The sequence below is a fragment of the Spirosoma pulveris genome (genome assembly GCF_054781875.1).
Genome location: NZ_BAAGTO010000008.1, coordinates 121,110 through 146,529 on the forward strand (window position 1 = coordinate 121,110; position 25,420 = coordinate 146,529).

At 49.1% G+C, this 25,420-nt stretch carries 25 protein-coding genes; 16 read left to right on the forward strand and 9 right to left on the reverse strand.

All coding sequences use genetic code 11. From position 1 onward, the window contains the following. Positions 1 to 31 precede the first annotated feature (31 nt). Positions 32 to 370, forward strand: a complete 339-nt coding sequence (locus ACYVJM_RS23430; protein ID WP_461150667.1) for a winged helix-turn-helix transcriptional regulator — start codon at positions 32 to 34, stop codon at positions 368 to 370. 805 nt (positions 371 to 1,175) lie between these two features. Here the strand turns inward: ACYVJM_RS23430 and ACYVJM_RS23435 are convergent. Next, a complete protein-coding gene (locus ACYVJM_RS23435) occupies positions 1,176 to 1,382 on the reverse strand; it encodes a hypothetical protein (protein ID WP_461150668.1) in 207 nt (68 codons plus the stop codon). Positions 1,383 to 1,436: 54 nt separating this feature from the next. On the opposite strand from ACYVJM_RS23435, the gene ACYVJM_RS23440 reads away from it, so the two are divergent. Then, on the forward strand, positions 1,437 to 1,925 hold the full coding sequence (locus ACYVJM_RS23440) for a hypothetical protein (protein WP_461150669.1): 489 nt from the start codon (positions 1,437 to 1,439) through the stop codon (positions 1,923 to 1,925). A gap of 431 nt (positions 1,926 to 2,356) precedes the next feature. On the opposite strand, the gene ACYVJM_RS23445 is transcribed toward ACYVJM_RS23440, so the two are convergent. Both ACYVJM_RS23445 and ACYVJM_RS23450 read right to left on the reverse strand, forming a co-directional pair. After that, entirely contained in the window at positions 2,357 to 2,653 is a 297-nt protein-coding gene (locus tag ACYVJM_RS23445) for an antibiotic biosynthesis monooxygenase family protein (RefSeq protein ID WP_461150670.1), read from the reverse strand. Positions 2,654 to 3,091: 438 nt separating this feature from the next. Continuing rightward, positions 3,092 to 4,609 carry a DUF4832 domain-containing protein gene (locus tag ACYVJM_RS23450; RefSeq protein WP_461150671.1) on the reverse strand — a complete coding sequence of 506 codons (1,518 nt, stop codon included), beginning with the start codon at positions 4,607 to 4,609 and terminating at the stop codon, positions 3,092 to 3,094. A 222-nt stretch (positions 4,610 to 4,831) separates the two neighbouring features. On the opposite strand from ACYVJM_RS23450, the gene ACYVJM_RS23455 reads away from it, so the two are divergent. After that, positions 4,832 to 5,020 carry a hypothetical protein gene (locus ACYVJM_RS23455; protein WP_461150672.1) on the forward strand — a complete coding sequence of 63 codons (189 nt, stop codon included), beginning with the start codon at positions 4,832 to 4,834 and terminating at the stop codon, positions 5,018 to 5,020. Between the two features lie 404 nt (positions 5,021 to 5,424). Here the strand turns inward: ACYVJM_RS23455 and ACYVJM_RS23460 are convergent, their stop codons facing one another. After that, complete coding sequence (locus tag ACYVJM_RS23460) at positions 5,425 to 6,654, reverse strand: multidrug effflux MFS transporter (protein WP_461150673.1); 1,230 nt, start codon at positions 6,652 to 6,654, stop codon at positions 5,425 to 5,427. A 402-nt stretch (positions 6,655 to 7,056) separates the two neighbouring features. Then, positions 7,057 to 7,587, reverse strand: a complete 531-nt coding sequence (locus tag ACYVJM_RS23465; RefSeq protein ID WP_461150674.1) for a hypothetical protein — start codon at positions 7,585 to 7,587, stop codon at positions 7,057 to 7,059. Between the two features lie 612 nt (positions 7,588 to 8,199). Here ACYVJM_RS23465 and ACYVJM_RS23470 point away from each other — a divergent pair. Then, the gene (locus ACYVJM_RS23470; protein WP_461150675.1) at positions 8,200 to 8,649 is read left to right on the forward strand and encodes a DinB family protein; all 450 of its coding nucleotides are present in this window, start codon (positions 8,200 to 8,202) and stop codon (positions 8,647 to 8,649) included. Between the two features lie 427 nt (positions 8,650 to 9,076). On the opposite strand, the gene ACYVJM_RS23475 is transcribed toward ACYVJM_RS23470, so the two are convergent. Next, positions 9,077 to 11,662: a hybrid sensor histidine kinase/response regulator gene (locus tag ACYVJM_RS23475; RefSeq protein WP_461150676.1), complete on the reverse strand. Its 2,586-nt coding sequence runs from the start codon at positions 11,660 to 11,662 to the stop codon at positions 9,077 to 9,079. Between the two features lie 250 nt (positions 11,663 to 11,912). On the opposite strand from ACYVJM_RS23475, the gene ACYVJM_RS23480 reads away from it, so the two are divergent. From ACYVJM_RS23480 to ACYVJM_RS23495, 4 genes are all read left to right on the forward strand, one after another. After that, positions 11,913 to 12,047 (forward strand): hypothetical protein, encoded by a 135-nt coding sequence (locus ACYVJM_RS23480; protein ID WP_461150677.1) that lies wholly within the window; start codon positions 11,913 to 11,915, stop codon positions 12,045 to 12,047. Positions 12,048 to 12,175: 128 nt separating this feature from the next. Beyond that, the gene (locus ACYVJM_RS23485) at positions 12,176 to 13,189 is read left to right on the forward strand and encodes a glycoside hydrolase family 43 protein (RefSeq protein WP_461150678.1); all 1,014 of its coding nucleotides are present in this window, start codon (positions 12,176 to 12,178) and stop codon (positions 13,187 to 13,189) included. A gap of 481 nt (positions 13,190 to 13,670) precedes the next feature. Beyond that, entirely contained in the window at positions 13,671 to 13,808 is a 138-nt protein-coding gene (locus ACYVJM_RS23490) for a hypothetical protein (RefSeq protein ID WP_461150679.1), read from the forward strand. Between the two features lie 354 nt (positions 13,809 to 14,162). Next, positions 14,163 to 14,741, forward strand: coding sequence for a hypothetical protein (locus tag ACYVJM_RS23495; RefSeq protein ID WP_461150680.1), 579 nt, complete (start codon positions 14,163 to 14,165; stop codon positions 14,739 to 14,741). A 180-nt stretch (positions 14,742 to 14,921) separates the two neighbouring features. Here ACYVJM_RS23495 and ACYVJM_RS23500 read toward each other — a convergent pair whose 3' ends face one another. Together ACYVJM_RS23500 and ACYVJM_RS23505 are read right to left on the reverse strand one after the other, a co-directional pair. After that, positions 14,922 to 15,713 carry an outer membrane beta-barrel protein gene (locus tag ACYVJM_RS23500; RefSeq protein ID WP_461150681.1) on the reverse strand — a complete coding sequence of 264 codons (792 nt, stop codon included), beginning with the start codon at positions 15,711 to 15,713 and terminating at the stop codon, positions 14,922 to 14,924. A 10-nt stretch (positions 15,714 to 15,723) separates the two neighbouring features. After that, positions 15,724 to 17,070, reverse strand: a complete 1,347-nt coding sequence (locus ACYVJM_RS23505; RefSeq protein WP_461150682.1) for an SGNH/GDSL hydrolase family protein — start codon at positions 17,068 to 17,070, stop codon at positions 15,724 to 15,726. 218 nt (positions 17,071 to 17,288) lie between these two features. Between ACYVJM_RS23505 and lysM the strand changes: the two genes are divergently transcribed. From lysM to ACYVJM_RS23530, 5 genes are all read left to right on the forward strand, one after another. After that, entirely contained in the window at positions 17,289 to 17,756 is a 468-nt protein-coding gene (gene lysM / locus ACYVJM_RS23510) for a peptidoglycan-binding protein LysM (RefSeq protein ID WP_461150683.1), read from the forward strand. 170 nt (positions 17,757 to 17,926) lie between these two features. Beyond that, entirely contained in the window at positions 17,927 to 18,838 is a 912-nt protein-coding gene (locus ACYVJM_RS23515) for a DUF937 domain-containing protein (RefSeq protein ID WP_461150684.1), read from the forward strand. A gap of 101 nt (positions 18,839 to 18,939) precedes the next feature. After that, positions 18,940 to 19,227 (forward strand): hypothetical protein, encoded by a 288-nt coding sequence (locus ACYVJM_RS23520; protein WP_461150685.1) that lies wholly within the window; start codon positions 18,940 to 18,942, stop codon positions 19,225 to 19,227. Positions 19,228 to 19,389: 162 nt separating this feature from the next. Beyond that, positions 19,390 to 20,274 (forward strand): S1 family peptidase, encoded by an 885-nt coding sequence (locus ACYVJM_RS23525; RefSeq protein ID WP_461150686.1) that lies wholly within the window; start codon positions 19,390 to 19,392, stop codon positions 20,272 to 20,274. Positions 20,275 to 20,385: 111 nt separating this feature from the next. After that, on the forward strand, positions 20,386 to 21,468 hold the full coding sequence (locus ACYVJM_RS23530; protein ID WP_461150687.1) for a M20 family metallo-hydrolase: 1,083 nt from the start codon (positions 20,386 to 20,388) through the stop codon (positions 21,466 to 21,468). A gap of 56 nt (positions 21,469 to 21,524) precedes the next feature. Here the strand turns inward: ACYVJM_RS23530 and ACYVJM_RS23535 are convergent, their stop codons facing one another. Beyond that, on the reverse strand, positions 21,525 to 22,082 hold the full coding sequence (locus ACYVJM_RS23535; RefSeq protein WP_461150688.1) for an RNA polymerase sigma factor: 558 nt from the start codon (positions 22,080 to 22,082) through the stop codon (positions 21,525 to 21,527). 850 nt (positions 22,083 to 22,932) lie between these two features. Between ACYVJM_RS23535 and ACYVJM_RS23540 the strand changes: the two genes are divergently transcribed. The 3 genes from ACYVJM_RS23540 to ACYVJM_RS23550 all read left to right on the forward strand — a co-directional run bounded on the left by ACYVJM_RS23540 (position 22,933) and on the right by ACYVJM_RS23550 (position 25,170). After that, positions 22,933 to 23,913 carry a type I phosphomannose isomerase catalytic subunit gene (locus tag ACYVJM_RS23540; protein ID WP_461150689.1) on the forward strand — a complete coding sequence of 327 codons (981 nt, stop codon included), beginning with the start codon at positions 22,933 to 22,935 and terminating at the stop codon, positions 23,911 to 23,913. Between the two features lie 105 nt (positions 23,914 to 24,018). Next, positions 24,019 to 24,804: an L-fucose dehydrogenase gene (locus tag ACYVJM_RS23545; RefSeq protein ID WP_461150690.1), complete on the forward strand. Its 786-nt coding sequence runs from the start codon at positions 24,019 to 24,021 to the stop codon at positions 24,802 to 24,804. 39 nt (positions 24,805 to 24,843) lie between these two features. Next, positions 24,844 to 25,170, forward strand: coding sequence for an L-rhamnose mutarotase (locus ACYVJM_RS23550; RefSeq protein ID WP_461150691.1), 327 nt, complete (start codon positions 24,844 to 24,846; stop codon positions 25,168 to 25,170). The last annotated feature ends 250 nt before the right edge of the window (positions 25,171 to 25,420 follow it).

Sequence of the window (25,420 nt, forward strand, 5' to 3'; positions counted from 1 at the left end):
TACGCACCAAAAGGTTAGTGATATTTTCCTCATGAACGATCAAGTAAGTAAACAACACCCTATTGACCCCAAGCATTTAGCTCTTCAAAAAACATTAGATATAATATGTGGAAAATGGCGACTGTATATTATATATCAGCTAGGCACCGAAGCCAGACGATACGGAGAGCTTCGTCGCATGATTCCAGCTGTCAGTGAAAAGGTTTTAATTCAGGAACTTAAGGCGCTGGTTAGTCTGGGTGTCGTTGAAAAAAAGTCGTACAGTGAAGTGCCGCCCCGAGTTGATTACAGTTTAACCGAGAAAGGACTACAGGTGTTACCTACCTTACTAAAGTTGACCGCAATTGGTGAATTGTTTATGGAACCTTAGATTGATTTACTCATTTTGTCCCTTTGCCGTTCCGGATCAAGAGGAGCAGACGGGACAACGAGTAATAAAGTAGGCTGTTTTTGTTGAGTCTGGTATGGCTTGCCCAACCAGCTCAAAGCAGTAGTTGGCGTACCCTTAGACCTGCATCTGTTCACCGGACTTCTTCCGTAAGCAGACTCCCATTCGTTCCTGCTGAACTCAGCTATACTAAATTAGTACGATTCAGTATATATGCATTTGCCGCTGCGGCTGCAGATCACAAGCGCACGCGTAATTTGCGGGCTTCTCGGTACACGGTGAAGGCAATGCTAACGTAGCCCTATCTGGAGCTATTAATTAACGCGCTATCAACTTATTGTCGCTGGTTCGCGAGCATCATATTCCCGACATGCGAACTTAGATAGTGATAGTGCTTTTGCCAGCACAATTCGTTCAGGAAGGCTGTCAATAGTAAGGGCTACTTCTATTGTATAATCTCTGTGGCTATTGCAAAAGTCGCTATGCCACTTTCTACGCTTCGCTGATCCGGACTTTTTAGCCATCTTGTGGCAGGTATTTAACGGGTAAGCCTGGTCCTCCGGCATCCAACCAGACTTTTGCAATAGCCACCTCTTGTACGGTAAGTACTACAGGGTGTAGGATAAAAGCGAGCTTTGTCCTACACCCTGTAGTACAGCTTGCTGATCACTCGATCGGTGCAGTAACTAAAGCATGCGTAGTTACTGCACTACGTTCATCATGGAGGTGATAAGGGGCTCTTCGTCAGGGACGGTAAACGAGTGCGCCTGTTGGCTAATTGGTCTGATCAACCAACTTTCCTGATTTCGGTCGCACTTAGGGTGATGGTAAATTCGCGCCGTTGACTGTTCCAGCAGTGCACACGCTGCCCATACTGACTGATTACCGGCACGGGCCAGTCAATGTCAGGATTGGCCGCTTCTAACTCTTGAGCCGCCTTTGGGTTACTCAAAATAACTAAATCGTTGAGCTTGAATTCATGGGTTGTCTTCATGCAATACGCGATTGACTATTTTTGTTCTCTCATTAACGTCTCAAAACCAACTGCATGAAACCCCTGACAATTCATTTCTTCTTACCTACGGATAACCAACCACCAAAGGCTAAAGCCGAAAAAGCGGCCAAAGCGGCTAACGTAACGTTAACCGGTTATATTTCGGCCGCTGGCAAACTCGTTTTACCCGCCAGAACCGTGGCTTATTTAGGGATTGATCTGGGGAAAACGTTCTTTAAGGTAGGCATGGACGAGGGCAAGCGGAAAGCTAAATCGCTGTACTTAGTGCCAACCAGTACCCAGGAGGAAGCCTTCACCTTTGAGCAAGCAGCCAAAAGCTATACCCTGGCCCTGCCTTTTCTCTTAAAGAAGAGCGGCATTGATTTTGCGAACACGAAACATGACTTTACGATTCGCCTTTTCGAGTATGAGGGCACAACTGCCTTTGAGCTCCGCATAGCTCCGCAGACAGCGGTAGACAAAGTCCCTTACGCGGGTAAGCCAAGGGGCCGCAAGTCTAAACAGGCCTCTGTTGCCGAGTAGGCAGGTAAGAAGCCCTGATCACTCAGGGCTTCTTTGTCTTTCGTCGATTCAGGGCAAGGCCGTTTTTCAACCCGGTCTTTCCTAGGTAAGCCATCTTCTTTTTCGGACGACACTTCGTCGGTGGATTCGCTGCCGTTTTCCACTAGCTTTGGTTTGTCACAAGACTAGAACGGACCTTCCTGGTTTGTAACTCCTACCAGTTCTTGAGTCGAGGTATTGCGTCTGAGGATTACCTTTTATTATTTTCCTTCCAATCAGACGTCTTTCGTTGACCGATAGTTGTCCACTTAAAGCAAACTTGAGAGCAAAATCGTAAACTCGTAGGATGAACGGTTTGATTGGAATTCAGGAAAGCAGTTTTGTGGATCTGACCGCCTACCCAATCACCATTCAGAATAACGTCCGTATAAATTCAGGACAGGACAGCCATATTAGTTGATTTGAACTGGTACCTCATAGTAGTCAATCGTTGGGGAGCCCGCAAAGTGGGGCTTCATGTTCTCCAGCACACTTTGAAGAAACCCATTCGTTTCGGCTCCCGTCCGGGCTTCGGCCGACTCCCAATAGGTCAGCATGACACAGCGGTGGGTCTGTTCAGAGACCAGGAAACTGCCATTGACAAAACCAGCCTGCTCTTGGAGGACTGGAACGACTTGGGTACGAAAATAATCCGTTGCTTCAGCAAGGGCTTGAGGTTGAAGGGACACTTGAACCAGTCGGGTGTACATAATCGTCAGAGTTGAGTATGAGTGAAATGAAGTAACCTAGGACAGATAGTAAACCAAAGTATGGGCATATCCTACTGGATAAACTTTAAACACCTGAATGATTTCTGGACGAGGCACAGCTAGTCGTTGTATACCATGGCTACATAAGGGCCAACTTACTTTAGGAAGAGCACCCAGTTAACCGATAAACAGATACCTCGATAGTATACGGTGACACGCAGCTTAGTTCGAACAGAAACTTTGCTTTACCTACGAAAAATTCCATCTAACTATTACTCGGCTTATGGGTAGAGAATAGCATCTTGTTTAATTATTCGGCTTGTGGGCTTCAGTACAGTTGACCTCCGAATAAAATCAGGAGAAGATAAGGGGGAGTTGCCCATTGTAAGATGACCCCGTCTTGCTGTTTTGATCGATTTGCAGGCATTCGGTGCCTGGTCATGGCCCAACTACAAGCGTATGGTTCAGTTTGTTGAAACCAGTCTGCTCTTCCCAAAGACCCGTGTTAGCCAGTCGGATGCTGTAAGCCGGATTCTGAGCCAGCGAGGGGTAGCCGTCCGGTAGATTCAGCAGCAGTTCGTACCGACCCGCTTTTACCGCGGTCGGGAGCTGTAGCACGTGGCGTAGCTGGTGCCGGCCAGGTGATAAGCGACGCGTGTCTTGTTCCAGGGTTACACGGTGAAGCGTCCCATCAGCCACATTGCGCAGGACAAGTTGAAGGGGCCTCGGATTGAAAAGTGCCGAATAGCCCACATTCGTCAGCGCCAGCTCGACCCGTAACGGCTGCCCCGCCTTGATGTGCCCGGGGATAGTGGCCGACTGTAACACGAACCGGTAGCCCAGCCGGCGACGGATGTTGTCCATGCACCCCTGCGTTTGCCAGTCATTGTTGACCTCATTATTGTAGCTGGCATTCAGGTAACTGTAGTGCATCAGGGCCATCTCCTGCTCGGCCCGCCCCATAGGAGCACAGTCATTCTGCGGACTGAACGCATCATCACAGGTTTCACCCCCCACTGCTGTATAACGACTATCCTGCGCCATATACCGGCGGAGGGGAGCGGTAGCCGGGCCTCGTTTGGCTGACGAGTGGCCGACATCATAAAAGGTCCCATAATCGTCCGCGCTGGCCAGGAAGCAATCGTTATGAAACCCGATCCGGGCGCGATCCGTATCCCGGTAGGCATCCCGAACATCCATGGCGGCTGAAGTAACCGGTGCTTTGGGGCCGTAGATGAACCGCTGCTTGATCTGGGGGGTACGTACCTGCACCATGCGGTCCTTGGGCAGGGCATTCAGCAGAGCAGCCAGCACCTGGTGGCGGTCCTGCCAGCTGCTGTCCGGCACCACGCCAAGACCATTGGTGGAGGCATCGCCGAAATAATCGGTAAAGTAGTTCTCACCCCAGATGCCGATAAACCCCATTTGCAGCACGGCGATCACATCGGCATGCTGTTGCAGCAAGGGCCTTAGCTGGTTGATATGGGCCAACACAACGGCTTTGGAAGCGTCGCCATAGGGCGGACATATTTTGTATTGATCCGGGCAGTTGCCTGAGTTGGCCTGGTCGGTATAGGCGAACCGGAGAATAAGCTTGACACCCGCCTGGCGGGCAATGGCAAAGTCCTTATTGAGCTTCTGGAGGAAGTCGTCGCTTAAGGGGCTGTTTTTGAAGGTTTCCAGCCGATAACTGCGATAGATCAGTGAACAATGAATTGTGTAGCTGGCTTTACCCATGCGCTGATCCTGTGTACGATAGGTGATCAGCTTGGCAAGATCGAGAGGAACGAAACGAGCCGAGGAGGTGCTGATAGGGATGTAAAAGCCCCGTTCGGGATTGGGGAAATCCTGCTGGCTCTGCGCATACGTGAGGTGACGGTTCTGCGCCTGAAGCGTTGGCTGACCCATTAGCAGGAATAGGCATATTCCCAGCAACCGGTATGTTGAGTAAATCATGGGGGAAGAAAAAACGGGATTCACGCTAAAGTTAAGCAAAAGTATAAGCGTGCACGGCAACGAGTTGCTGGTGAAATTTATTCGAGGGATTGACGGGTGAATCGTTAATTGAGGCAGTACCAGAACAAACACACGATTCATTCAGCTATTGATGAGCAATCTACTCGGGGAACTGGTTGTACTGGAGAAAGCAGAACATTACCTTGAGAGCTTTTCTTTTGATTGCTTCTGAACCGCTTCATCGACTTAATGCTGCTAACCGGCCTGTTTCTTTCGACGAGCTTATTCACCCTAACGTTTGGTTGGAACCGAGACACGCACATGGTGACCGGTGCGATTGCGTACCGTGAGTTGCAAACGACTTCCCCACTTATAGCTGCTCGCTTGGTGGCCATCCTGCGCCTGGTATAAAAAAAGCCCCGGCAGACAGACTACCGGGGCTCAACAAACTTGATGATTGATAAACGCTGGTTTTGCCTCCCTTATTGTGCAGTGTGCAAGGGAAAGAGAGCTATTTTGCATTTTATTTCCGAAAGGTTAGCTTCCTGGTTTTCGGCTCTCTGGGATGACTTGTTCATTTCGTACTTGGTTGCTTCAGCTTGATTTTACGGAAATGTATGGCACTTGCACGGTACGCCGTAAAAGAGTCAGGTGATTTGTTGTTTGCAGCTGCTGTGTTTAAAGCCGTTTCACGAATGAGCGTTTAGTGAGATTAGGTAACCCATGGCTTCAAATCAGGGAAACGCCAACATTCAGCTTAAGTCGTAATTGGCCTGATTATCAATGTCGTTGAGGGGCATCTTCCAGCCGCCGAACTAATGAAGTAAGGCCGTATCTGCGTTCTTGCTAACCTCTACTTGAGTGGTTATCCGCCTTCGGCCCGTCACCAATACCAGCAGCGCAATAATTGACGAGCCTGCCATACCCAGCACCATTGGAAGAGCCGAAGGCGTCTCAAACACACTGATAAACACTGATATGAGTGTGCCCATTCCCATTTGAAGGGCCCCCATCAATGCCGAGGCACTTCCGGCATTTTTGGCAAACGGTGACAACGATAAGGCAGCGGCATTCGGGTTGGTAAAACCGATACAGCACAGAAACAGGAATAGAAAAATTATCGTGATCGGAAGCGTCAGCCAACCCATTAACGCCACGGCCAGAAAAGTTAATCCGATGAGTACCTGGCCAATTAACGCGGTGTTGACAATCTGCTCGCTCTTGTAGCGGCCCAGTAGTAAGGTATTCACTTGACTCGATCCGATGAAACCAACCGAAAGAAAGGCAAATATCCATCCGTATACTTTTTCATCGGTATGGAATACGTCCATAAACAAAATCGGTGAGCCCGCAACATAGGCAAACAGGCCGGAAAAGGCAATGGCGCTGGTGAAGGCATAGGTGTAAAACTTAGGTTCACTTAATACCTGCCAGAAATTGCGCAAAATCGGTCTTGGCTTCAACGAGATAGTCTCATCGGGTTTATAAGTAGCGGGTAACCCGAAGTAAACGGCTATCAGAATAGCGATGCCGAGTCCCGTCAGGATACAAAATACCGATTGCCAGCCCAAGGCGGAGGTCACATAGCCCCCGATAGTTGGGGCGATCATTGGCGAAGCGCCCACCACGAGAAGTAAGAGTGAAAATACTTTAGCATTATCCTTTACCGGAAATAAATCCCGTACCATAGCCACCGAAGCAACCGCTGCGGCACAACTTCCAATCGCCTGAATGACACGCATACCGATTAGTCCGTTGATGCTCGTTGTTAACGCGCAGCCCGCCGAAGCCAGGATGTAAACGATAAGCCCGATGTATAACGGTTTCTTTCGGCCAAACCGATCAAGCAGTGGTCCGTACAGAAGCTGACCTACCGAAATACCAATGAAAAATCCGGATAAGGACAGGGAGACTTTAGCTGAGGTAGTGTGCAGATCTTTAGCAATGGCGGGGAAGCCCGGCAGATACATATCAATAGAAAATGGCCCCAGAGCGGTTAAACTGCCTAATATTAGAATTAATAAGAAATAAGTCTTTTTGGGCATTGGAAATTAATCAAGTGATAGCAAGCAGGATCTAGACCGAATGAGCTAAAACCCGCACCAGCCAAATGGAGAAGCAGCCGAATTCCAGTCGATTCACCGCTAGTATAGATACAGGAAATCAGGCTGAATAATTTCAGGAACGGCCAGGGGTTATATCAAAAAAAGTCTTCGTGGCCAGAAAAGTTGATCGGGTCTCTTTTTCTCTTACCTCTTTTTGAATCACTATACCAAGTCAGTTCTGGTTGTAAGGCTGGCCCTTTACCCCGATTGGTTGGTTCACGCTGGTTAGTTGACCGTTGCCTTAAACGCCCAATGAGAAGCTGGCCATGAAACCTTTATCGTCTCACTGAAGAGCCTTTGGTGAGAAATCTCTTTGCATTAGGAGCCTTGATAGCAGTTACGCTAAGGCAATGATTGGCTTTCAGGCCGTACGCTTTGAATCAGTATAACGATGCCTACGAGTAGAGCTGCCGCCCCCAGGATGGTCAACAGAATAGCCAAAACCATTGGATAGGTTGGCTTATAGGCCCGGATCTCAAGGGCGTAAGCTCGCTCTGGACCAGGGTCCGGCAGTTCGAGCTGGTAGTCTCCGGGCCCGGCCCAGAAAGTAAACAACTGGAAACGGGTTTCGCCCACACCACTGACCATCACATTGGAGTAGGCTTTGTGAATCAACAATCGTTTACCCGTTGGCACTGAGGTAACGATTGGCATGGGCATCTCCACCGATGCCTGCCCATACGTTTTACGGCTCTGCCAGATGGCAAACTTGCCGGCTTTAGTCACCACAAAGTGGGTGCTCGATTGATGAGGGAGCAGTTTGCCTACAGGGGGACTAGCTGTCCAGTTGATCAGTCGCCGAATCCCCGCTCGGAGCCAAAAGCTCCCAGCCAGCACCAGCGTGATCGCGACAACCCATAAGGGGAGATACATAGAGATGTTTCGAATAGGAGCATTTTAAGATACGACTAATTCGTAAGTAGTAAACCTCGAGTTCTGTACTTTAGCTAACAGATAAGAGATTATACATCAGATATGCTGAGTCCTTCCTCTTCATGAAGCTTACAACGAATATCCGCCTTCTATTAGCCTCGATAACTGCATTCATCGGGCTGGTGATGATTGGATTAGGTTATGGCACCTCATTAGGTAGCCGCCTGACGAATATAATTGCCTCTTACTCGGGCTTCTTAACTTTTTATCTTGGATTGCGCTGGATCATTAGGATAGTCAAGTCAAGAGGTTAACCTATTGGCAGCAGCTTCTACTGACTGCTGGGTATTGTTTTCCGAAATTACAGGGGCCAGTACAATTGTTCTGCATTAATGCTCCAAATTGAGACGTATATGCATTTCAGATTGGAGCCTTTTTTAATACAATGCTTTTTTTAATACTTGTCAACCACTGCACGTAAGTACGGTTGAGCGTAAGGATATAGCGGGCAATTACCCCCTTACTTTGTCGTAATAGAACCCCCTCAAATACGCGAACGGCTCATAGATTTGTGCAGATTTATAAACAAATACACGACCTCTACCAAGCAGTATGCAAAAACAAGTTCTACTTGACATGTTAGCCCAAAACCAAACGACTTGTTCGTTTGCCTTCGATCAGATTACACCCCACAATGCCACACTTCGACTCAATCCCGAAGCGGCTTCGGTTGGCTTTATCTACCGCCACACGGGCGAAATGATGAATCTGTTTGGCTTATTTTTTGACCTTCCCGTAGCGGTGCAAAATACGACCATGGGGCACACCGATACAGGCCAAGGGCAGGATACCGAGCTTAGTAAGCGATTGATCGAAGAGGGGTATCAACTCTTTCAAGCCTATATTGAGACAACTGCTGACGATGCCTGGCAGGACTTGATTGAAACGCCTTTTTTCGGTACAGTCTCGCGAACCAGACTGTTGGGCCATGTGCTGTTTCACACGGCGCATCATGCGGGGCAGATCTCCCTAACCTTACGCAGAGGGCACGAATTTGACTAAGGCTTACCGTAGGGGAAGCTGGATCACACTTTGCCCTTAAGCGACTTAATCCTTAAATACTATCACTGGCTCGGGGCCGCCCTCTAGATTAAGTACTCCATTTGACAGTCAAAAACAAGACCTGCTTTACAACTGTAAGGTAGAAGAAGTCGTGAGCCCTCCGAAAAAAGCGTATTTTCAGCCGGCTCTTTATGGCCAAAACTGGTGAATCACCGTCCAGTTTCCGGGCAAATTTTTTGGGGATACAATCTCTATGAAATAATCGCTAAATTCAGTATGTTCCCTTTGAACCTGTTTTGCACACTGACAAGAAGTTTTGAGCTCGACTTTTAGAACAGTACGTATGTCACGGAAAGCGCTTGCCTATTATTTAGACTCTTATGGCTCGTAGAAGGCACAGACAACTGGGCGTTTAGGAAAAAGGAGTTCAACTGTTACTTTGCTTCATCGGGCTAAGTAGTTTCGTGAGCACTTCCACCAGCTGGTTTAAATCAACCGGTTTGACTAGGTGCTCATCAAAGCCGGCCGCTTGCGTTCGAATTCTATCAGACTCCTGGCCATAGCCGGACAAGGCCACAATCACCCCCTGCTTACCCCAGGCCATACCCCGTAACCGACGACATGTCTCATAACCGTCCAGGTCCGGCATACTCAAGTCCAGTAACACGGCTCCAGGTGCGAAACCTTCGATGGCCTCTAGCGCTGCGGCACCGCTGAGGCAGGTTTGAACCTCATACTGATTATGACGCAACCACATCGCCGTCGTCAGGGCCAGATCGGCGTTGTCATCCACTACCAGGATGCGTTGAGGGGCTGGGCAGGAAGTAGCCGAACGTCCAGCTTGATTCTCGGCTAGGTGGCTGTCAGCCAGGCTGGGTAATGTGACGATAAACTCACTGCCCTGGCCTAAGCCTGGACTCTTGACCGCAACCCGGCCACCATGTTGTTCGACCAGTTGTTTGACCACTGTAAGGCCCAGTCCCAGTCCGCCCTCAGTGCGAGCCAGCGAGGTGCTGACTTGCACGAACACCTCAAAGATGGCCGCCAGTTGATCGGCCGCCAGGCCAATGCCTGTATCGCGTACCCGCAGTACAGCTTGCCGGTTTTCCTGGGCTAACCGGACCTCGATCCGTCCCCCGTTGGGCGTGTACTTAGCCGCATTGGTCAATAGATTACGCACCACCTGAGTGAGTCGGGTCGCATCAGCCTCCACCCAGAAAGGGCCACTGGCAAGGCTGGTGACTAAAACCTGATGGCGATGCGTAAACTCAGGCATGGATGCCTCCAGGGCATCACCCACCAGTGTCGTCAGGTCAATACGTGTTTTACGGAGTTGAATCAGGCCCTGGCTGATGCGGCTTACATCCAAAAGGTCATCCACCATTCGATTCAAGTGGCCGGACTCCCGGCTCATAATAGCCAGGGCCTTCTCCAGGGGCAAGCTCTGGTCTTGTCCCTGAGTCAGCTTCAGCAATGCTAACGTGTTGTGCAGGGTAGCCATGGGATTGCGCAACTCATGGGAGAGCATGGCTAAAAACTCGTCTTTGCGTCGGTCGGCTAGCCGCAGGGCAGCTTCGGCTTTGGCCCGTTCCACCGCCGACCAGGTGCGTTCACTCACCTCTTCGATCAACTGGATCTCACCCGGTGTCCAGGCCCGGGGACGGGCTGACATGGCGAGGATGACCCATCCGTGCTGGTGCGCTCCCGGCCGCAGGGGTGCCACCACCAAGGCCGAAAAGCCCCAGGCGCCCAGATGCTGCCGATCCAGCTCGGTCAGCCCTTTCGTTTGGCCCACCTCGTCGATGACCAGCGTCTCCGCCAGGACCATCGGAAAGGCGTCGGGGAAATCCGACCGACGAAGGTGCTGGGGCAAAGGGGGCAACCGGTCGTTTCCCACTTGGTGGGTGATCTCGGCTCGATCGTCGGCCAGTTGGTAAACGGCCAGACAACAGCGATCCAGCTGCAGCTGCTCGGCCAGTAGTTGCAAGGCTCGGTTGGCCAGGGCATCCGTCTCGGACTCCAGGCGCAAACTATCCGAAAACCGCAGCAGGAAGGCTTGCTGCTCCTCGCGCAGTTTGCGTTCGGTGATGTCATCGAAGAGAACGGCGAAGTAGTCACTCCCGTGAGAGTAGGCCGAAATGGCATACCAACGCCCGGTGTTGTCCAGCAGATGCTCAAAATGCACCGGTTGGTTGGTGTCAACTACGCGCGCATAGGTGTCAATCCACCAACCGTCGTAGCCCGGAAAGACCTCGCGGGCGGTACGTCCCAGACAGTCGGCGCGCTGGATGCCGATTTGTTGCTCAAAAGCGGGGTTCAATTCCAGAATCCGGTAATCCGTGACCTGCCCTGTCGGGTCGCGCACGAGTTGACAGAAAGCGTAGCCTTCGTCGATGGTTTCGAACAGGGTGCGATATTTTTCCTGCGATTGGCGCAGGGCATTCTGGGCGCGGGTATGTTCGAGGGTTTGGGTATCCTGGGAAAGGATGATGGCCGCGGCCTGGGTGATAGCCCTGGCCAGGGCCGATTCCTGGGCCGTGGCCTGATGGATGTCCGGAAAGTAGAGGGCCAAACTACCGATGGCTTTGCCCTGCCGGTTCAGGATCGGGTAGGAGCTGGCGGCACGAAACTGATGGGCGGTGGCCAAATGCAGAAAGGGCTGCCAGGTTGGGACCTTGAACACATCTGGGGTGTGGACGGGGCGTGCGGTAGCCATGGCATAGCCGCTGCAAAACGAGTCTTCGCTAACGGGAAAGCCATTCAGGGGGGCCGTGTAGGTGGGGGGCATGTCGCCCGCCCCTTCGATGGCATGCAAGCGTTTGCCGTCGGGATAGGCCAGATAAAAGGCCGTGCGTACCCGGTTGCCCAACTCGAGCTTGACCATTCGGGCGAGTATGTTCAAGGCGTTGACCAGTGGCTCGCCGTTGACGGCCGCCTGAAAGGCCTGGTTCTGGATTAGAGTGCGCTGTTGAGCGGCCGTATGCAGTGGATCGGGTTGTAGTAGGCTGTTCATGGCGGGGCAAAGGCACTTTGGCAAGCCATTAAATTACGATGCGTTTTTAGTCCACTAAGTTAGTCGATTATTGTCCTTATTCAAAAGTATACTAGAGGTTAGAAGACCGTAGACCACTAACGTCTTGCGAAACGTCCTTTTATCGGTCCACTAACTTGGCAGGCAAAAAATGGTGGACAGGGCAGAACCACAGCGGCTTGAGATGATCACTCGCGCTCCTAACCGGGCACATGTCATTGATTAATTTGTAATGGCTGCACTACAACCCTCAACCCTCGTCGAAGAGATTCCTGACTGGTTAGCCTTGCTGAGTGAAAAGCGAATTTCGTTGCGTATGCTTCTTGCGGAAGGTTTGCCGATCAACCCCTGGTCGCCATCGGGGTAGAACGTTAACAGGTCCGCTGTTGGCTTTTTCATTTTTTACCTGGAGCGACTACCTTTACCGCTAGAGATCACCTCGCGCCACCGGCTTGTCAGCGTTTACGGTGGAAAACCGCAATATCCCCCTCTGAAATGAGCAATCGAAGTCTTGGTTTTATTGAGCGGCTAGGATTCGCCGTTTTGCTAATGGGCCTAGGAATTGGTGCGATCCGAGTACCGGCTCAGGCTCAGAAGCCCACAGCGTATACCTCTTTTAAGCCCGGTGCCGTGTGGCTGGCCGATGATGGGCTGCCCATTGACTGTCACGGGGGCAATATTATTTACAGTGATTCGCTGAAAACGTTTTACTGGTACGGTGAACATCGGGGAGAGCCACGGGGAGCCGCTTGTTACTCATCGAAAGATCTCTATAACTGGAAAAATGAAGGCGTCGTCCTCAAGAAAGGAACGATTGAAGTCTTTGAACGACCAAAAGTCATCTACGATGCTACCCGCCATCGGTACGTGATGTGGTTTCATTACGATGGTAGCCGCTATACGGTGGCTGAACTAGGCGTCGCCATCAGCGATAAACCCACCGGACCCTTTGTGGTCCAGCACCATGCCCGTCCTAATGGCCATGAATCACGGGATATTGGGTTATATATTGACCCCGACACTCAAAAAGCTTATCTTGGCTATGCCGCTGATCATGTTAACCGCACGATTCGGATGGTCGAATTGTCGGACGATTACCTGAGCACCACGGCCCAGGATACCGATATTGAAGCCCACTGCGAAGGACCGGGTATTCTCAAGCAAAAAGGTGTTTACTACCTGCTCACCAGCGGATGCAGCGGCTGGACCCCTAATCCGGCTACCTATTACACGGCTTCCAGCATTATGGGACCATACACCAGCCAGGGCAACCCGTTTATTGGGGATGTGGGAAACAACTCGTTTAATTCTCAGCCCTGTTATATTTTTAAGATTCCGGGCTATAAAAACGCTTACCTCTACATGGGCGACCGTTGGAACGGGGGCGGTCATGCTGACTCGCAGTATGTTTTCCTGCCTATTACCATTACCCCGGCGGGTAAGATGGAGCTTCACTGGCATTCGGAGTGGAATTTGAACCTGTTTACCCCGGAGAAGACTGCTCGGTAAGTTATAGTGAACCAAGGCAAACAGTGTGGTTGTCAATGGCGAGTCAACTCATCTGCTGTGTTGTAAAATGTTTCAATTAATGTAGCTGCCCGACCACCTCTCCTCCTTGTCACTTTGAGGAGCTTTTGTGAGCCTTCGTCTACCCCAAGCATAGAGCATACGCTAAACCGGTCAAGTATCAAGTATGTACAAGGGCAGGATTAGAAGTTTCAGAGTCATTAGGCAGATAGTTGGGGGCCAAATTGGTTATGAATAAATTTTTAGAATATTAACGGGATCAATAGGTTATCCCTAAAGTAGAACGGTCAATTAGGAGCCAAAAGATTTAGCGGTGCATTCCGAAATTCTCAACAAACTAGCTCACAAATCAATAGGTAATAAAAGTCCGCTGACAAGATTTAATTACGATTATAAAAACCCGTAAAAAGACCCTTTTTTTAGTTTTCTCTTTTTAAGATAATTACAGTTAATATTCATTTTAGTGCTGAAGAAAGCACAACGCTGGCTGCTCCATCAGGGGCGGGTGTCCGAGCGAACCAAACTCCACAAACAACTGATTGTTCAGGGCATGGCCCTGCCTGATAAGTACCTTGCTGCCAACGACCCGCTGAGGGGCTGATGGGGCGGCATGTTGGGATCTGATCACTACATGCTACTGGCCGTGGGACAGCCATTAAACAAGCTTGGCCGCTACTGCGAGGTTAGGCTGCGCATAAAAGCTAAGTATCTGTCTTTCCACCAACTAATGGACGAGGATGTGTTTTTATTCACCCGACGTTCAACGGCGTATAGTGGCTGGTGAAAGTGCAGTCCAACGGCTTCACTACGTTGATTTGTATGTCTACGGTGTGTTCGCAGGCGGTGCTGTTATCGACACCGCCGAGATGATGGAATTTGACCTTGTCGACGTAGTGGCCAACGGCCGGACTAGTTTAAGAACAGTTGAGCGTTTAATCATCTAACCGTTAAAAACATGAATACCGAAGTTTCCGCTAATGGCCTTACTGCTGTGGCGCCCAAGCTTTTAAGCGGGAGAGTTTGGGTTGCAATGTTTCCAACATCGAAGAGTTTAGAGACTCTTTCTCCTCCTTTTCGAGAGAATATAAAGGCATTTATAAGTGCCTTAAAAACGGCTGGGGCCACTGTAAAGGTCTCTGCAACCTTACGCCCTCCTCAAAGAGCGTATCTTATGCACTTTAGTTTTTTAATAGCACGTTCACGGCAAGATCCAAGAAACGTCCCTTTAATGAATGACGTAAATATTGAATGGTTTCATGGAAACATGGCGGACTCAATAAAAGCAGCCAAAGAAATGGTTACTGCTTACGGTATAGCAACCAATACGACTCCGCCTGCCCTGATGTCTAATCATATTTCAGGGAATGCAGTTGATATGACAATTTCTGAATTTGTCGGTAAAAAAATCGAGAAGCGGAATGGATCATTAGTAACAGTGAATGTATTTAATGATTTGAGGACAATTGGAGCGTCCTACAATGTTTTTAATAAAATTGCCGATGACTTACCTCATTGGTCCACTACAGGAAAATAGCTAACCCCGTTCAAATACCAACGCCCGGCCAAATTTGGCCGGGCGTTGCGCAACTCACGAATCAATTTAACTACTAGCCAGGGCTTTGGCACAGCCACCTGTTGGATGTAATTTTGTAGAGAAAATCCAGGCACTAGCCAGTCAGAGATTGACTTTTAACCAATAACCATCAGGACGAAATTAGAACACGCGAAAACCGAGTGATACGGTTGCTATACCCAGGAAACCCGTTATATTCGAGTCTTTGTACACACCACCTACAGGAGCAGCATAACGAACATCAACATCCAGAAATGGAAGGGGGGTATAACCGACGCCTAATTCCAGCGCGTAGGTAAAATCTTTTACTTCCAGGTTCAAGGCTTCGTATTTATTGAGCAGGTTCGTACTCGCACTTGTTGCCGGAATATCCGTTTGCGGGAAGCTCACCGAGGAGTTGGCGTTGATAACGCCCGTCGTAGTTCGGTCAAGCTGCGCTTTTTGCACAAAGATGAAGTTCGGGCCGGCATAGCCACGTAACTTACCGCCCATCCAGCGCTTTCCAAATAAAATGGGTACGTCGACGGCTTCCAGAATCGATTCTGACGTTGCATTAAGGGTAGCGTTCAATAAACCCGGCTGAACACTTATGGGCAGTGCATTCGCCAGCGTCGCATTGGCGTTTACATCGAGTGTAACGTTCGTTTTCTGCTTCAGCACGAAACGATTATAGGTAACTTCTGCCTGGATGAAAAAGCTGTTGAAGTTCTTTCTGGCCCACAATCCGCCTGAATAGCCATAACCAATCCCGTTATTCTTGTTTTCTAAATCAGGTACCTGAACGTTGCCGATCGTTTGAGCGGGTACTTTGGTGAAGCCATGTGTGAATGTACCTCCTCCTTTGATACCAAATTCAAACGGTTTGACTTGGGCGAAGGAGGTCGATACACTTGCCAGCAGCAGAGCCGCTATTGAAAGTTGTTTTAGTTGCATGAATACGTAATTATTGTTGCAGTAATACACGGCGATAGCTGGCAGGGTTGACCGCCGGAATAGTTGAGCCGTATTTTGCATTGATTCCTTTAATAATTTCATTAGCGATCAGGGCGTATCCGGCGGGCGTAAGGTGGATACCGTCGAGGCTGAATACCCCTCCCTGAATAAAAGCGGACGTGTAGGTAATGCCGTTCTGAATCAGGCCATTGCCAGATCCAACCTGGTTCAGGATTGTGTTGGGGTCAACATAGGCAATGCCTTTAGCATCAGCCTGAGCCTTCATAATGCCGTTATAGGTGGCAATGGCTGCATTCAATGCGGTTACCTCGCTGGTATCTAAAACGATACGGTTCGGCAATGGATTAGTGCTGCTAAGGCCATAAGGGCCCACTTTGGTTCCTACCGATGTACTGCCAATGTTTGCGTAGTCGAGGGCATTCGACAGCATGAGCAAATCGCCCGTCTGGGTGTTGCGAATACCATTGGCCGTCTGGATAAATAGCGAAGTAATGGGCGTTGCTGGCCTTAGTAGCAGATTTAACTGCGCCAGCACCAGCGGTAGGGGCAGGGTTGTAAAATAAGGAGCCGTGGTAATTGTTGGAATGCCCATGACAACACCCTTGCGACCACCTTCGGTCAGTTTGTTCATGGCTGCCGTAAAGTTCGTTGTGAACAAAGCTGTTGGGGTTAAAGGCGTCTCTCCACCCGAAGTAGCATAGCCTAGTGCATCGTTGTTGCCTAGCCAGCACGAAAAGAATGTAGCCCCATTCAGGTTATCGCTCATGTACTGGAAATAGGTGGTGAGTGGATTCGTGACTAACCGCTCAAAGTACTGGTTTCCCTGGGTAGAGCCATAACCGGGAGTCAGTATGTCCGCTATACGAATGCCCGGAACGCCCAAATTCTGGTTGGCATCGGTAAACTTGGTTAACAAGGGAGCCCCACCGGAGGTGAGTCCACCCCGTGACGCGCCGGGAGCCACCTGACCGATGGAAGAAATCAGGCTGGATGGGTCGGTTAATGACGGTACTTTTATCAGTTTCAGGTAACCTGATCCGGCAGCCTGGGCTTCTGTAAATAGCGGCTGCACAAAACTACCGCCACCTACCAGAGCAAACTGGCCCGCCAGGATGTTTGGGTAAGAGTTGAGCTGACTTTCGCGGTAAAGACCGCCATCGGCATAGCCAGCTGTGAGGGAATTGCCTACCGCCACATATTTTGTAAAGTCGGCACTCCCTTTCGTGGGCGTAGTGACAACACCTCCTGTTGGATCAATGTCATTGTTCGTGCAGGCACTTAAACCGACCAGAACGGTTAGCGTTAGACCCCACCGAAACCTATTTTTAACTAGCATTCGTATACGCGTGTTGATTGTGGAAATGTGAAAAAACTTGCAGAAAAAGAACGCAAAAGTAGAGCCTTTATGCGTACCCGATGGGTGTTAATTACTAAATGCCTTTTCGTTAAGTATATGCTTTTAAACAAACATTAGACCATGGCCGTTGTTTGTCAGGTATGAGTTGGCGTAATTGCTGGCTGTAAACAAATGTTCAATTAAAATTTACTAAACCAATGGGTATATTATCATTCTTTAAAGGGGTGGGTGAAAAAATCTTTCATAAGGATCAGGTCGCACCAGCCCCGGCGCAAGCTGAAACTGTTGAGCCGGTACGTGCTCAGGCGTTACTTGACCATGTGAAGCAGTTAGGCCTGGCATACAATAGCCTGACCGTTAAGACAAAAGGGGATACGGTTACCATAACTGGCTCTGTAAAATCGCAGGAGGACGCCGAAAAAATCGCACTGGCGGTTGGTAACGTTGAAGGGGTATCGGCCGTTGATAATCAACTGTCTGTCGATCAGCCTACGCCCGAAGGTAAATTTTATACCGTGAAATCAGGAGACTCACTGTCCAAAATCGCGAAAGAAGTCTATGGTGACCCAATGAAATACGGCGTCATCTTTGAAGCAAACAAGCCAATGCTGAAAGACCCCGATCTGATTTATCCGGATCAGGTGCTCCGGATACCTCAGTTATAAATAGAAGTTAACAAGTAAAAAAGTCGGTAAGTGACCGACGCGGGCGTATTGCTTTCGCGTCGGTCACTTACCGACTTTTTTACTTAGGGGCCTGGTTACTCACTTAGCAACTTAAAATAGAACATTCGGCCAGATGACCGGTTTTATGTATCTCAACTCAACGAAATGTCATGGCCGTTCATCTATTATCTTATCTTAAAGAACAGTTTACACCAGGTGTAATTGATAAATTAAGTGCTACCCTGAATGAATCGCCGGCTACTACGCTGAAAGCTGTTAATGGCGTTCTGCCAACGTTACTGGGAGCATTGACTCGCCGAGTACAGAAGTCAGGTGGATCAACATTGATCGTTAATTTTCTGGATAAAGGAGATTATGGTAAAACACCGCTGGATGTAAGTCAGGTTATGGGCACGCCCCAAGCTTTAACTGAGGCCACCAACGCTGATGCGGAGTTTCTGGACCATATTTTTGGCGACAAACTTGTTCGTTCTACGGAGTTGATTGGCGTGCATAGTGGTACAAAGCCCGAGTCGGTCATGACTATTCTTGGGTTGGCTGGTTCGGTACTGATGGGGGTTCTGGGACGCCAGGAACAGGAGAAAGGATTGACCGCGGAGAGTTTGAAAACGCTTTTACTCGGTCAGGCAACCGAGTTCAGGAAGGCCGTTCCATCGGGCTTGGACGGCGTATCGAGCTTGTTGGAATTTGATGAACTGGTAACACCAACCGGTCCGCAAACTGAAGTTCAGGGGACAGATAATTTTAGCGGAACCGCTGTTAATCCGAATATCCCCAAAAGCCCTGAAGGCGACCGACGGCATGAAAATGTGCGTTGGCTGCGCTGGGCTATGATTGCCATTGCCGTGCTGGTCATGGCGTTACTCATTCAGAAATGCAGTGAGAATCAGAATGGTACTGACGGTATCAGTACCGACTCCACGGCCCGCGCTGAACCCAATGCCGTTGAGGACACATCGGCAGCTACGAAAAGAAACATTCAGGATGCTCATGGGCAGGTAAGCGATTCAACGGCCCCCGGACCCCTTGGCATTCGCGATTCGTCTGCTACTAAAAAATAAGCCAGGCTGGTAAGAACCATCTGACAGACAAACATAAACACCGCCCATAGATAGAGGCTATTGGTTTTAGTGCCTATAATTTACGCTAACGTTTGAAAGCCATGATTCATAATCGCATACGACCGCTTCGGTCCTGGTTATTGGCGGCCTGTCTCGTCGGGTCCAGCCTGACTGTCTGGAATTGTTCCGGGAAGAAGAATGAGAATGCCGCAGAAAACAGTACCGAAACTACCATGACCGATACCACGGCTGCCAGCGACAGTTCGGTGTTTGGTCGTCAGGGGGATACAACCAACAATGCACTGAATGCCCCTCAGCAGGCTCCGCCCGATAGTGGCGATCGAGGTGCCATTGTGCCGGCAGAGGTGAAAGTAACACCAAAGAAATAAGGGTATTTTTCGACAGGATCGCAGGATAAACAGGATAGCATAACCGCCGGTTTATCCTGTGGTCATGTCAAATAATCGGCCATTGGCAGTCGTCAACGTTCCTTTGGCCGCTAAGTGATTCTGGATTCGTTAACTTGCAGGCTCACTTATTGACACCCTTTTATGTTTGTTGACGCCATTGAACGCGTTAATCCGTTTACCCAGCCAATGCATTCCATTGTTCGGCTATACGGCCACAGTGAAATTGTACCCGGCACGGCTACGCTTTTCTTTATAAATGAGGAAGGATGCGCCATTACCTGTAAGCATGTTGCCGAACTTATCCGTCAGAGCGATCCTATTTACCATAAGTACCGGGAGTTTCAGGGAGCACGTCGGGAAGCATTACGGGAAAAGAATGCTGCTCACTTAATTAGCCAGCTGGAAGCTAAATTCCAACTTACGGCCGACACCATCATTCGGGTAAGGAACAACTTTATCAGTTGCGTGGATCAGTTTCAAAAACTGAGTATTGATCACCATCCTACGCAGGATCTGGCTTTGCTGCGTTTTGAGGGATACAATCGGCTTTTATACCGGTCTCATGCTGTTTTTCTGGGCGATACCAGTCGCGTTAAGCCGGGCCGGAGTTTATGCCGGTTGGGTTATCCGTTTCCTGAATTCAATAATTTCCGGTATAACCCGGGCACCGATGATATCGAGTGGACAACAACGGGTCGCCTGACCTCACCTAGTTTCCCGATTGACGGCATTGTAACCCGGTTAACGGGAGATAGCGGCCTGATAACGGGTATTGAGCTTAGTACACCCGGCCTCCGGGGGCAGAGTGGCGGGCCATTGTTCGATACAAACGGACTTATCTATGGGATGCAGTCTGCAACACGCCATTTGCACCTTGGCTTCGACATTGAAGATCAGGAAGTACTGGTCAATGGCCGCAAAAGCCGCGTATCAAACTACCCGTTTCTAAACGTTGGCCAATGCGTTCATGTAGACGTCATCAAGGCCTTCCTGCGGGAAAAAAAGGTGAAGTTTTACGAAGCCTAGGCGGTTCATGCCAACTGACCCTCTAATCCCGGATTTACAGTATTCGACGAAACCGGAACCAGAGAAACTTCGGTTCGTTGGCCTTATATTTGAGCGGTCAATGCTTCTCTTATGACTCAACCCGACATATCAAACCAGAAAGTAACGCTTATCAATGACGCTCGTTCCTTGCTTAAACGTCTGATAGCGACGCCGTCGTTCAGCCGGGAGGAAATGAATACGGCGGCTGAAATCGAAGCGTTTTTTCGAGATAAGCAAATCCCCTGTCAGCGGCTTAAGAATAACGTCTGGGCACAGAATCTGCACTTCGATGCTGCCAAACCAACGATTCTGCTGAATTCACACCACGACACGGTAAAGCCGAACAAATCCTGGACACTCGACCCGTTCGAGCCACTGGAACGTGATGAGAAGTTATTCGGTCTGGGTAGTAATGATGCTGGTGGCTGTTTGGTTTCTCTGCTGGCGACCTTCGTCTACTTTTACGATCGCCCGGCCATGAAATTCAATATGGTGATGGCCGCCACCGCCGAAGAAGAGATTTCGGGCCGGGACGGACTGGAGCTGTTACTGCCCGAATTGCTTCCTATCAGTTTTGCCATCGTTGGCGAGCCAACCGAAATGCAACTGGCCATTGCCGAAAAAGGCTTGCTGGTACTTGATTGTACGGCCAAGGGTAGCAGTGGGCATGCTGCCCGGGATGAAGGAGATAATGCGATTTATAAAGCTATTCAGGATATAAACTGGCTCACAACCTATCAATTTCCCAAGGTTTCGCCAACACTGGGTCCCATAAAGCTATCCGTAACGATTATCAATGCGGGTACACAGCATAACGTTGTTCCCGATACCTGCACATTTACTGTAGATGTACGCGTTACCGAACAGTATACCCTCGAAGAAGTGATCGAAACAATTCGGGCAAACGTACAGGCTGATGTAAAGCCTCGGTCAATTCGGCTCAAACCGTCGTCAATTCCTGATAATCATCCAATTATCCTGGCTGGTCTGGCCTTGGGTCGACATACATATGGCTCACCAACTACATCGGATCAGGCCGTGTTAGACTGTCCATCCCTCAAATGCGGACCCGGACACTCGGGGCGTTCGCACTCGGCCGATGAATTTATCTATCTGCGAGAGCTGGATGAAGGCGTCAACGGGTATATCAATATGCTGGAACAGGTAGTTTAACCCATAAAAATGCCCGCAACAGTGGAATATCGCGGGCATTTCTTGTTAATCGGGAGTTAAGCGTATAAGTCGTTGCAGAGGCTTTGAAGTTTATCCCGCGTTCGTTTCAGTCGCATTTTTACGGCGCTTTCGGATAATTGGTACTGCTCGCTAATGGCTTTGACACTTAATCCCTGCTCGTGTTTGAGTCGCAGCATAGTTACCTCCTGAGCGGGTAGCTCTTTCAGGAGAACTTCCAGAATTTGCATTTGGATAACACCCGGTTCGTGTTGGTCATTTTCGGGCAGTTCACCCATCAGGTCATCTGACAGCGATTCTTTACTATATCGTTTGCGGAGTCGAATTTGATCCAGACAGTAGTTGTGAGCAATAGCATATATCCAGGTTGCGAAAGAGGCCCGGTTCTGAAATGTGTGAAGCTTGGTAAATACTTTAAGGAAAATATCCTGCGTGAAATCTTTGGCGGTTTCGTCGTCATTGATCATCATCAGGCATTTTTGATGAATTTTACTTGCGTAGTTACTATAAAGGGTTTCGAAGCTGTCCAAAGAACAGTTAGTGTGGTAGTCAGTCGTGGTGGTTACGGTTGTTGCAGGTACTGTTTTTCTTTTCATTTGATAAAGGGAACATTAAGAGTTTAACAAGTTTAGACGGTGGTAAGCGGAATTTTCACATACAAGATCGAGCAATGACTATAAAGCAGAATAGCTGCTCAAGGCTGTTGAAAAACGGGGAGAGTTTAGGTGCCGAACAGATAAGGTATGCTTTGGAAAAGTGAAAAGCGTATATCGGTTGTCAATGGATAGGCTTATGGGGGGACATAATGAATGGATGTACGACGATATGGCCGGGTATAACACACTTTTTGTAGTTTACTTTTCATCGCACTTACACAAGCGGAAAGAACCGTACCGACTACGGTTTAAATGAGTAAATTGATTTAAGTGATTTATAGAAATAAGGCTGAGTTTCTAATCAAAATGCATTGAACTTCAAGTTGTTTACTAATGAAGTATCTTAAATTCAGCATAAGATAAACTAGGTTTTCGGTACAAGTATCTTGTTTTAATAAAAATGCATATTGTACTATCAAATAGTATAATTAATGATATGAGTTGTTTTTTATGCACGAGGTTATTTACAATATCACTTCAAAGTATATCAGTAGGTTACGCACTAAAAAAGGTTGGCGTACATCTGTCCGCTCATTGCCGACTTGCCTGGAGTCCGTTAAAGACAGCGCCTTCACTCCGTTTATGGCCAACACATTTATGGCCACTGACTGGACTGATGACACTAACTGGATATGGTTGTTTAACGCGAACGCTAGTGGGCCGGTACATACAGCCGGGGTAGGTGTTTACAACGCTTCGGCAGCCGGGTAATCAACAATTGTCGAAAACCGACAGTTACTAAAATGGCTGTATGCCAGCCACTCATCCTTGTCAATATTTACAAATCAATATGCTGTATCCGCTTACATTCGAAACCATTTTCAAAGACAAGATCTGGGGAGGCCAGAAAATCAACACCATTCTGGGAAAAGATTTTTCGCCTTTATCTAACTGTGGCGAAACCTGGGAAGTATCCGACGTTGAGGGAAATGTGTCTGTAGTACAAGAGGGGGCACTGAAAGGGAAATCCCTGCACGAACTGGTTGAACACTATAAAGGCGAACTGGTTGGAGAGCATGTATATGCCACCTATGGTAACCGGTTTCCGCTGCTGGTCAAATTTATCGACGCCAATGATGACCTCTCGATTCAGGTACACCCCGACGATAAACTGGCTGCTGAACGTAAAAGTGGGTTTGGTAAAACCGAGATGTGGTACATTATGCAGGCCGACGAAGGCGCAAAGCTTAACTCAGGTTTTAATCGGGAAGTTACCAAAGACGAGTACGTTAAAGCCGTAGCCGACAACACCATTCAGGACTTGCTCAACATCGAAACGGCAAAACCGGGCGATGTTTTTTTCCTGCCTGCCGGTCGCGTTCATTACATTGGCAAGGGTTTGTTGCTGGCCGAAATCCAGCAGACATCCGACACTACCTACCGCATTTATGACTTCGACCGGGTTGATGCCACAACCGGGCAAAAGCGGGAACTCCACACGGATCTGGCCGTTGATGCGATCAATTATCATCATTTCGATGAGTACAAAACGCAGTACGAGACCAAAGTAAATGAGAGTGTGAATGCCGTTACGAGCGATTATTTCGTAACGAACGTCCTGAACTTTAACCAAGAAGTCGAGCATGATTACACGCACATCGACTGCTTTGTCATCCTGATCTGTGTAGCCGGGGCACTTACCATCGAAGCGCCGGGAGGCTATTCGGTACCTTTGAAGATGGGCCAGTGTGCCCTCATTCCGGCCTCGGTCGATACAGTTACGCTGGTGCCCGATGGTGATATGACGGTACTGGAAACGTATGTACCCTAACACAGAGATGTATTGAATTGCTTGCTGGAGACGAAAGGAGAAATGACAGGGAAACGTCTTTCTTTATTCGTCTCCGGTGTTTTTTGATCCCATAAATTAATAACCATGAATTTAAACCTGCAGGACAAAGTCATTATAGTTACCGGTGGTGCCAAAGGTATTGGCGAAGGAATTTCAAAAGTACTGGCAGCAGAAGGAGCCATTCCTGTAATTATTGGGCGTAATGAAGTCGATAATATGCATACGGTGAATGCCATTCAGGCTACGGGCGGGCAGGCGCATCAATTTGTAGCGGAGCTAACAGAGCCATCAGCCTGCCAGCAGGCGGTTGAACAGACGCTTGCTCAGTTCGGCCGTATTGATGGGCTAGTGAATAACGCCGGGGTGAATGATGGGGTTGGCCTTGAAAATGGTTCTTATGAAGGCTTTATCGCGTCGTTGCATAAAAATCTGGTGCATTATTACCTCATGGCCCACTATGCTTTGCCTGCCTTGAAAGAGTCGAAAGGGGCCATCGTGAATATTGGATCAAAAGTGGCTGAAACGGGTCAGGGAAACACCTCGGCTTATGCGGCATCTAACGGGGGGCGTAATGCGCTGACCCGCGAGTGGGCTGTCGAGCTGCTGCCCTATGATATCCGGGTCAACTGCGTAGTCGTGGCCGAAAGCTGGACACCCTTGTACGCCAACTGGATTAAAACGCTGCCAAATCCGGAAGAGAAACTAAAACAGATTGTCTCCAAAATTCCGCTTGAGCACCGCATGACCACACCGGAAGAATTGGGCAATGCCGTAGCGTTCTTACTGTCTGATAAATCGAGCCATACAACGGGTCAGCTCGTACACGTCGACGGCGGCTATACGCATCTGGATCGGTCCATTACCGATTAACCGAAACCGACTTTTATTACCTTCTATCAACCCTTGTGTATGCGCCATTGCTTTGCCCTTGACCTAATCGATGACCCCGCCCGAATTGCTGAATATGAAGAGTATCATAAACAGATCCGGCCCGAAATTGAAGCCAGCATCCGCGAGTCGGGCATTACCGAGATGGAAATCTACCGCATCGGTAACCGGCTGTTTATGATCATGGAAACGAACGAAACCTTCTCGTTCGAAGCCAAAGCTGCCGCCGATGCGGCCAACCCAAAGGTGCAGGAGTGGGAAAATCTGATGTGGACGTATCAGCAGGCTCTCCCCATGGCTAAACCCGGTGAAAAGTGGGTTCTGATGAAAGAGATATTTAAAATGTAACTACGGGCTTAGACATTTTATTCTGACATGGATTTTACATACTGGCGCGGGTTACAACCCGCGCCCTTTTTGTTTGTTCAGGCTAGCCTGGGTATGCATGCTGGCGCGGGTATTGACCCGTGCCTTTCATTTGGTCAGCATTCGCTGACGCATATATAACTCATAAACTGTCAGCGAATGCTGACCAAATAAGAAAGCGCGGGTCAATACCCGCGCCAGCTTGAGACTGATTAATACCCGCGCCAGCCTA

Coding starts and splice junctions, on each gene's coding strand:
- ACYVJM_RS23520 (WP_461150685.1), top strand. CDS start 18,940: ATGATTCATAATCGCATACGACCGCTTCGGTCCTGGTTATTGGCGGCC.
- ACYVJM_RS23535 (WP_461150688.1), bottom strand. CDS start 22,082: ATGAAAAGAAAAACAGTACCTGCAACAACCGTAACCACCACGACTGAC.
- ACYVJM_RS23530 (WP_461150687.1), top strand. CDS start 20,386: ATGACTCAACCCGACATATCAAACCAGAAAGTAACGCTTATCAATGAC.
- ACYVJM_RS23445 (WP_461150670.1), bottom strand. CDS start 2,653: ATGTACACCCGACTGGTTCAAGTGTCCCTTCAACCTCAAGCCCTTGCT.
- ACYVJM_RS23480 (WP_461150677.1), top strand. CDS start 11,913: ATGGCTGCACTACAACCCTCAACCCTCGTCGAAGAGATTCCTGACTGG.
- ACYVJM_RS23505 (WP_461150682.1), bottom strand. CDS start 17,070: ATGCTAGTTAAAAATAGGTTTCGGTGGGGTCTAACGCTAACCGTTCTG.
- ACYVJM_RS23500 (WP_461150681.1), bottom strand. CDS start 15,713: ATGCAACTAAAACAACTTTCAATAGCGGCTCTGCTGCTGGCAAGTGTA.
- ACYVJM_RS23485 (WP_461150678.1), top strand. CDS start 12,176: ATGAGCAATCGAAGTCTTGGTTTTATTGAGCGGCTAGGATTCGCCGTT.
- ACYVJM_RS23475 (WP_461150676.1), bottom strand. CDS start 11,662: ATGAACAGCCTACTACAACCCGATCCACTGCATACGGCCGCTCAACAG.
- ACYVJM_RS23450 (WP_461150671.1), bottom strand. CDS start 4,609: ATGATTTACTCAACATACCGGTTGCTGGGAATATGCCTATTCCTGCTA.
- ACYVJM_RS23430 (WP_461150667.1), top strand. CDS start 32: ATGAACGATCAAGTAAGTAAACAACACCCTATTGACCCCAAGCATTTA.
- ACYVJM_RS23460 (WP_461150673.1), bottom strand. CDS start 6,654: ATGCCCAAAAAGACTTATTTCTTATTAATTCTAATATTAGGCAGTTTA.
- ACYVJM_RS23525 (WP_461150686.1), top strand. CDS start 19,390: ATGTTTGTTGACGCCATTGAACGCGTTAATCCGTTTACCCAGCCAATG.
- lysM (WP_461150683.1), top strand. CDS start 17,289: ATGGGTATATTATCATTCTTTAAAGGGGTGGGTGAAAAAATCTTTCAT.
- ACYVJM_RS23465 (WP_461150674.1), bottom strand. CDS start 7,587: ATGTATCTCCCCTTATGGGTTGTCGCGATCACGCTGGTGCTGGCTGGG.
- ACYVJM_RS23545 (WP_461150690.1), top strand. CDS start 24,019: ATGAATTTAAACCTGCAGGACAAAGTCATTATAGTTACCGGTGGTGCC.
- ACYVJM_RS23470 (WP_461150675.1), top strand. CDS start 8,200: ATGCAAAAACAAGTTCTACTTGACATGTTAGCCCAAAACCAAACGACT.
- ACYVJM_RS23495 (WP_461150680.1), top strand. CDS start 14,163: ATGAATACCGAAGTTTCCGCTAATGGCCTTACTGCTGTGGCGCCCAAG.
- ACYVJM_RS23515 (WP_461150684.1), top strand. CDS start 17,927: ATGGCCGTTCATCTATTATCTTATCTTAAAGAACAGTTTACACCAGGT.
- ACYVJM_RS23550 (WP_461150691.1), top strand. CDS start 24,844: ATGCGCCATTGCTTTGCCCTTGACCTAATCGATGACCCCGCCCGAATT.
- ACYVJM_RS23435 (WP_461150668.1), bottom strand. CDS start 1,382: ATGAAGACAACCCATGAATTCAAGCTCAACGATTTAGTTATTTTGAGT.
- ACYVJM_RS23540 (WP_461150689.1), top strand. CDS start 22,933: ATGCTGTATCCGCTTACATTCGAAACCATTTTCAAAGACAAGATCTGG.
- ACYVJM_RS23440 (WP_461150669.1), top strand. CDS start 1,437: ATGAAACCCCTGACAATTCATTTCTTCTTACCTACGGATAACCAACCA.